Origin of the sequence: Neobacillus sp. SM06, from assembly GCF_050496765.1 — a bacterium.
In the GTDB taxonomy this organism is placed as follows: Bacteria; Bacillota; Bacilli; order Bacillales; family Cytobacillaceae; genus JAEVLT01.
On the sequence record NZ_JBNWEO010000019.1, the window covers coordinates 175,785 to 183,313 of the forward strand.

Annotated in this window: 6 protein-coding genes; 3 read left to right on the forward strand and 3 right to left on the reverse strand. The window is 38.0% G+C overall.

Annotated elements, in window-relative coordinates:
• Positions 1-92 precede the first annotated feature (92 nt).
• From ACQYAD_RS17915 to ACQYAD_RS17925, 3 genes are read left to right on the forward strand one after another with little or no spacing between them, the layout of a single operon-like run.
• Entirely contained in the window at positions 93-2,366 is a 2,274-nt protein-coding gene (locus tag ACQYAD_RS17915) for a ribonucleoside-diphosphate reductase subunit alpha (protein ID WP_430240374.1), read from the forward strand.
• A gap of 26 nt (positions 2,367-2,392) precedes the next feature.
• On the forward strand, positions 2,393-3,439 hold the full coding sequence (locus ACQYAD_RS17920; protein ID WP_430240377.1) for a ribonucleotide-diphosphate reductase subunit beta: 1,047 nt from the start codon (positions 2,393-2,395) through the stop codon (positions 3,437-3,439).
• Complete coding sequence (locus tag ACQYAD_RS17925) at positions 3,436-3,912, forward strand: flavodoxin domain-containing protein (protein ID WP_430240380.1); 477 nt, start codon at positions 3,436-3,438, stop codon at positions 3,910-3,912. The genes ACQYAD_RS17920 and ACQYAD_RS17925 overlap by 4 nt, the downstream gene beginning before the upstream one ends.
• 285 nt (positions 3,913-4,197) lie before the next feature.
• On the opposite strand, the gene ACQYAD_RS17930 is transcribed toward ACQYAD_RS17925, so the two are convergent.
• From ACQYAD_RS17930 to ACQYAD_RS17940, 3 genes are all read right to left on the reverse strand, one after another.
• Positions 4,198-4,545: a hypothetical protein gene (locus ACQYAD_RS17930; RefSeq protein WP_430240383.1), complete on the reverse strand. Its 348-nt coding sequence runs from the start codon at positions 4,543-4,545 to the stop codon at positions 4,198-4,200.
• A gap of 332 nt (positions 4,546-4,877) precedes the next feature.
• Entirely contained in the window at positions 4,878-6,545 is a 1,668-nt protein-coding gene (locus tag ACQYAD_RS17935; RefSeq protein ID WP_430240386.1) for an ABC transporter ATP-binding protein/permease, read from the reverse strand.
• A gap of 529 nt (positions 6,546-7,074) precedes the next feature.
• A partial coding sequence (locus ACQYAD_RS17940; protein ID WP_430240388.1) for a transposase occupies positions 7,075-7,529 on the reverse strand: 455 nt, incomplete at its 5' end.

Consider the following 7,529-nt stretch of genomic DNA (forward strand, 5'->3'; position numbering starts at 1 on the left):
TGGCCCCAAAAGGAAATTCGTGCTCCTTTTGCTGTTGTCGTTTCATCCGCTCACATCCTCATGAGCGGATTTTTTATTTTGGGAGGAAAACGATGATTACACAATCTTCTATCTTGGAAACAATCGAAGAAGCTGCAAAAGAGTACCACATAGACGCATCAGCCCTTATCAACCAAGTGAAAGAGACCTTTGTCTCTGAATCAGAAACAAACGAGCAGGCATTGTTTTATGCCTTAAATCGAATTGCCATGGATGAGCCGAATTGGACGTATATGGCTGCCCGTTTATATCTTAATGAATTGTATGAAAAAGCAGCAAGAAACCGCGGATATCATCGATCATCCAAGTACGGCGAATTTCACATGCTAATCAAAAGCCTATCTGAAAAGGGGATCTATTCAACTAATCTGCTAAACTCCTATTCCAAACAGGAAATAGACGAACTGGCAAGGGAAATCAAACCGGAGCGAGATCACTTATTTAATTATATTGGCTTATTTTTACTGGCAGATCGCTATCTTGCCAAAGACCATGAACGGAATGTATACGAACTTCCTCAAGAACGGTTTATGATCATCGCGATGACGTTGATGATGCATGAAAAAGCTTCCAGCCGTTTACAGTTGGTCAAGGAAGCTTATTGGGCACTAAGCCATTTATATATGACGGTGGCAACACCCACGCTCGCCAATGCCGGGAAAAATTTCGGCCAACTTTCATCCTGTTTTATCGATACCGTCGACGATTCCTTGGACGGAATTTATTTAAACAATTGGGATATTGCGAGATTAAGCAAAGACGGCGGCGGCATTGGGATTTATTATGGCAAAGTTCGCGCCCTCGGTTCCGATATCAAGAAATTTAAAGGGAACTCATCTGGTGTCATTCCGTGGATCAAATTAGTCAATGATACCGCAGTAAGTGTGGACCAGCTCGGCCAGCGCCAAGGAGCGATTGCGATTTATCTCGATTTGTTCCATAAAGATATCATGAATGGCTTTCTCGATCTGAAAACAAATAATGGCGATGAGCGCCGCAAAGCCCATGATCTTTTCACTGGTGTCACCGTCCCGGATTTATTTATGGAAAGACTTCAAGAAACAGATGAAATGGGGCGGAGCATTGGCGAATGGCACACATTCTGTCCGCATCAAGTGAAGCAAATCATGGGCTGGAAAGATGATAACGGCCGGTCGCTTGGGCTTGAAGACTTCTTTGATGAAACCGACCATAAATGTTTCACTGAAAAGTACATGGAAGCGGTCAACCACCCGCTTCTACCAAGAAAAACATATCGGGCAATGGACATTATGGTTCGAATCATGGTCGCACAATTGGAGACAGGTACTCCGTATTTGTTTTATCGGGATGAAGTCAACCGGCAAAATCCGAACAAGCATCTTCTTGGCAAAGGACGGACAGCGATTTTCTGCAGCAATCTTTGCACGGAAATTGCCCAAAACATGTCTGCCACGACCATAATAAATGAATATCAGGATGAAAAGGGGAACCTTGTAATCGTCCGGAAACCGGGTGACTTTGTTGTCTGCAACCTGTCATCGATTAATCTGGCAAAGGCAGTTCCCACCAATGTCCTCAACCGGTTAATCCCAATTCAAGTGCGGATGTTGGATAATGTGATTGATATCAATACGATTACAGTCGGACAAGCACAACAGACCAATCAAAAGTTCCGGGCAATTGGGCTTGGGACATTCGGCTGGCACCATCTTCTTGCCCTCAAAAAGATCCATTGGGAATCGGAAGAAGCGGTTCAATATGCTGACAAGCTCTATGAAGAAATTGCTTATTATACGATCCGCTCATCAATGGAACTTGCCAAAGAAAAAGGGGCATATAGCCAATTTCAGGGGTCTGAGTGGGACACGGGAGCCTACTTTAAACGGAAACAATATACATCCGAACGCTGGAGCCAATTGAAAACCGCAATCAAAAAATACGGAATCCGCAATGGTTGGCTAATGGCGATTGCACCAAACTCATCAACGGCAAAAATTGGCGGTTCAACCGATGGCATCGATCCTTTATATGCCGTGGAATACGCCGAAGAGAAAAAGAATTTTAAATTCAAGGTCACTGCGCCTGATTTAAATCATTATACGTATGATTACTACCGCCGGGCGCGCCATCAATTAAACCAGCTTTGGAGCATTCGGCAAAATGCAGCCCGGCAGCGCCACATTGATCAGTCGATCAGCTTTAATTTATATGTAAAACACGACATTAAAGCAAAAGAATTGCTAGCCCTTCATCTAGAGGGGTGGAAGCAAGGATTAAAGACAACGTATTACGTCAGGAGCACATCGCAAGCTGAAATAGAAGAATGTGAAGCCTGCCATAGCTAACATGGCAGGCAAAGGAGGAGTTTGACATGAATATTCATCAACCATTACAAAGAATGAAACTGCTAAACCCCGAGCATCCCAATAAATCGACAGGTATTATCAATGGAAAATCCTCAGGAATACTGAATTGGAACGATATTGCTTTTCCACAAATGTATGATTTATACCAGACACTATTGTCAAATTTTTGGAAGGCACAGGAAATCAATATGCAAGATGATATCAAGCAATGGGACTCTCTAAGCATGGTCGAGCAGGATATTTTTTTGCGCATAAACACCCAGCTCGCTTCACTTGATAGTCTACAAACACCGACAATGAGCCAAGTCATGGACTATGTAACAGATTCCAGCTTTAAAGCAATTTTTGCCGTGATTTCACAACAAGAAGCCGTACATAATGAATCGTATTCTTATATCCTCAGTTCTCTTGTCCCTTTAGGGGAGCAAAACGCGCGCTTTAATCAAGCGAAAGACGATCCAATTGTGCAAAAACGAAATGGGCTGATTTTAGACGCATACGAAGGCTTTCGTCAGTACCCGACACCTCTCAATTTACTTAAGCTTGGAGTCAACTCCATTAATTTGGAGGGAATTTACTTTTACGCAGGATTTGCCTTTTTCTATAACCTTGCCCGGCAGCAGAAAATGGTAAAAACCAGCACGATGATCAGTTATATTCAGCGGGATGAAATGCAGCATGCCTATTTTATGTCCCAGTTCATTCGGATCTTGTTAACCGAAAACCCTGACTTACACACAGCTGAAAATATTGACTATATTTATCAAACGATCGATCAAGCTGTTCAACTCGAAAAAGAATGGGCCCATTTTATTTTAAAAGAAATAAAAGGAATCGACCTAAAAGAGTTTGAGCATTACGTCGAATACCTAGCCAATAAACGCTTGCGCCAGCTTGGACTCGCAAACCGCTATCCCGATCGGGAAAACCCGATGCCCTGGATTCATGTGTTCAGTGATGAAATGATCAATGATACAAAATCCGATTTCTTTGAACAAAAAGCAAGGACGTATTCAAAAATATCGCAATCGAACGGTTTTGATGAGCTATGAAAATCGCATTCATCTACACTTCGAAAACAGGGAATACCGAAGAACTTGTAAAAATCCTGCACAAGCTTTTTCGAAAGCAAGCTTCAACTGTAGACCTATACCGGATCACAGATTTTCCCCTTGGTCAGCTTAGCAAGTATGATGCGATCGTCGTCGGAACCTATACGTGGGGTGATGGAGAGCTCCCGCCTGAAATGGAACCACTCTATGAAGCATTTGAATCGGTCAATCGAAAACAAATCATTACAGGTGTGGTTGGAACAGGAGACCGCTTTTATCCAAATTTTTGCGGGGCGGTAGATGCCTTTCGGGATATGCTGTATGTCCATACCGATTTGACCGTTACGTTAAAAGTTGAGCTTAGGCCGCAAACAATCGACCTCAATCGCTGCAAACGGTTTGTTGAACTTTTTATGAAAAAATGCCATGCCCAATATAGAAATGGAAGTGAATCTTGTGTTAACGCTAGATGAACAATTCGCAGCTGTTGGTACATTGTATCGTTGAAAAGGGGAGAAATCATCCCGGTGCTTAAGCGCCTTACCATAATGGAGATGGCCAAGTTGGCCATTTTTCATGACATGAAAAATAGAACAGATTTCACCATTCGTTAAATGAAATTGGTTCTTTTCCTCATTAAGATGTATCTGCATTCTCTCGTATCTGGAAATTAAAGGCAGGGTGAAAAAATTTATTCTTGCCTTTTTTCTCTTGTTTTTTCGCAATCCTGTCCTTAAAGGGAAGACTACTAGTCGCACCTATTGACGAGTAAGTCTTTCGATTTCACTTTCTGTTTTAAATAGGCGTTTGTTTAAAACCTGTAATTCACTATCCCGATCATCCAGTTTTTTATTGATTTGGTTAAGAATACCGATAATAGCTGCTGGCTGGTCAGCTTCCAAGCGTAGAACAGTTTCTTCAATGCGAACCAATTGTTCTTTTATTTCTTTAAGTTGCTCTTTATTTTCCTGTGAATGTTCTTTCATTCCTTTAAGTTGCTCATTATTTGCTTGCGATTGTTTTTCATTTTCCTGTTTGAATTCTTTAAAATCACTTCTAAACTCTGTTAAGGCAGTTAGGAGCATATCTAATTTATTATCACTCATTTGCTTTCCCCTCCTTTCAATTTTTCACGCTTACTAAGACTTTTCACAGCTAACAAAATGATAGGAAAATAAAAAGTTTAAAAATAGTACCAACCCTCAGACAACACTTTTGTTTGATCCGAAAAAATGATCTCTCATGTAAATTGACAATAAAGTTATTTAATTTTAAAACCTCAAACAAGCATAACCCCATTCTAAATTTAGGACAGGGTTAAAATAAAGTTGTTTAATTTTTATTGTAAGATACTTTACTGTACTTAAAAATATAACAATAAAGTTGTTTAAATCAATAAGCTATTCCTTTATTGTATTAGTATTAGATAAGAGTCAAGCTATATATTGTACACGAATTTATCTATCTTATCTTTTTTATTTTGTAGTACAATTTTCTTGTTACAAACATAATCAAAGTCGTTACCATGATCGATAACTAAACAGATATAATTATTTAAATCACTTTCCAGAAGATCCTTTATATTTAATCTACCTACAATATCCATATTTGATACTGCTTCATCAAATAATAGAATTTTTGCTCCTTTAAGTAAAGCTCGAGCTATTGCTATTCTTTGAATTTGACCTCCAGAAAGATTACTTCCATTCTCCCCCACAAGTTTATTTTCACCTTCAGGAAAAGAAGCAATGATCTTATCTAAACCAGTTATGTTTAGAATGTTTTTATAACTTACTTCATCAATATATTCTGTACCATATTTTATATTATTCTCAATAGTATCATTAAATAAATATATCTTTTGAGAAACAATACCTATGTTCTTCCGTAATGATTGTTTATCTAATTTAGTAATAGGCACTCCATTAATCAGGACTTCACCTTCTCCACCCTTAATATTGTATAGTCCCATAATTATTCTAAATATTGTCGTTTTCCCTGTACCATTTTCTCCCTTAATTAAAAGCTTGTCATTACTATTTAATGCAAAGCTAATATCATTCAAGACATAAGGCTGGCCTTCTTTATATCTAAATGATACATTCTTGAATTCTATGCTATGGACGCAATTAATTTTTTCCTTACTCTCATCATTTTCACCTACTTCATCAAGAAAAATGTGAAGTCTTTTTAAGCTTGCAATGGCAGGCTGAATAGTTAAAGCTGTTGTCGATATACTTTGAACTGGGGAATATAGTTTAGGCAGATAATTCATAAAAACTATATATCCTCCCATTGTCATATTAGCAGTTATAACATCTCTTCCTCCCAAAACAATCAGAAGAACAGAAGAAAGTGATCCGATTAAAATAATTAATTCCAAACCAACAGAATATAGAATAGATTGCTTTATACTAGCATCCACAAGGTCCTTTGTCGCAGAATTAATTTTATCTGTTTCTTTTTGTTCTACTGATAGATTTTTAACTTCTTCGATTCCTTGTACAGATTGCTGTATTTTGTCATTTAAAATGGCGCTCTTTTCAGCTGCTTCTGTGGATATTTTATAGATAGATGATAAATATTTATTTGAAACGATGTAGTATACAGGCATCATTAAACATAATATTAGTGTGAGTCTAAGATTGATATTAATTAAAATAATTAATGTAGTAAGTAATTCAAAGAAACTCAGTAATACTTTAAAAGTGTTAGAAGAAATAAGCCCACTTATGTTATTTACTTCATTTAGTCTAGAAGTAAGATACCCACTTGGATGAAAATTAAAGAATTCCATAGGTAATCTAAGTAGTTTAGAAGATATATTTTTTCTTAAATTAAATATGATATTCTGACTTACCTTTGTAAAAACTAGATTAGAGAAATAATTTAAAATACTTTTCAGCAAATAAATAACCCCAAGGAGAGAACTGAAAATTAAAACATAGTTAAAATTGTTATTAGAAATTCCGACATCGAATATATTTTTCACCAATATCGCAGGTATAATAGACAAAACAGAGAGCACAATAAGCAATACTATGGCAACTGATAAACTCTTCTTAAATTCTTTCATATATATAAATAGTATTTTCAAACTATCCATTCTCAATCGCCTCTTTTTGTTTAGATCTTGTTGAATTAATGTCTACCTGCTCTTCTTCTATTCTGTTACAATAAACCATTCCATTTATTTCTTTGGATTTATAATAGTCTAATGCTCTACAATCAAAACAGAAAAGATTTCTTTCGCATTCTGTGCATATGGTGCTACAAGAAGTCAAGACAGTTTTTTTGAAAAATTAAGGTGTATACAAGATTAAATTACTTAGATATTTCTATAATACAAGGGTCTTGATCTCCTCTTCCTGTATGGAAATTGAGGGGAATAGCGCCAATTAGATATTGTCCACAGGTGGAGGACATAGTATAAGCGAAGGCGTGGGAGAAATGGTTTCCTCCTACACCCAAGATCACCCCAAAGCGCTGAAATGTTGGTAAAATTTCATCCTCTTCATAAAAGATTGGTTCGTTAGAACGAATCTTTTATGAAGAGGGCAGCAAGCGAAGCGCGGTAGGATTTTTTAAGTTTAGATATAAATATAAGACAACTTTCTTGACGAACACCGCTACTGTTATTCACATGTGGATAACAGTACAACATCCCGGTTATACACAGCAGCTGGTGTATGGTTATCCAATGACTGGTGTGGTAAGTAGTGGTTGTGTAGATGGATATAGCGTTCCACACCTTGCCTCGTTTCTCGCGGGCTAGTATAGTCGTTGATATAAATCTCATTGTACTTCAGGCTACGCCAGAACCGTTCTATAACGATGTTGTCCTTTGCACGGCCTTTGCCATCCATGCTGATGCGGATTTCGTTCTCCTTTAGCAAATCTGTGTACTGTGGGCTGGTAAAGTGGCTCCCTTGATCACTGTTAATAATGGCGGGTTTGCGTTTGGCTAGCGCCCTTCTCATAGTCTCTAATACGAACCCGATTTCAAGGCTTTGATCCAATTGCCAATCCACAATGAAGCGAGAATACCAATCCATGATGGCGTAGAGGTACATCCAGCCTTGCTTCATCC

Bases quoted from the DNA above. Each gene is read 5' to 3' on its own strand.
- ACQYAD_RS17915 (WP_430240374.1), top strand. From the start codon at position 93: ATGATTACACAATCTTCTATCTTGGAAACAATCGAAGAAGCTGCAAAA.
- ACQYAD_RS17920 (WP_430240377.1), top strand. From the start codon at position 2,393: ATGAATATTCATCAACCATTACAAAGAATGAAACTGCTAAACCCCGAG.
- ACQYAD_RS17925 (WP_430240380.1), top strand. From the start codon at position 3,436: ATGAAAATCGCATTCATCTACACTTCGAAAACAGGGAATACCGAAGAA.
- ACQYAD_RS17930 (WP_430240383.1), bottom strand. From the start codon at position 4,545: ATGAGTGATAATAAATTAGATATGCTCCTAACTGCCTTAACAGAGTTT.
- ACQYAD_RS17935 (WP_430240386.1), bottom strand. From the start codon at position 6,545: ATGGATAGTTTGAAAATACTATTTATATATATGAAAGAATTTAAGAAG.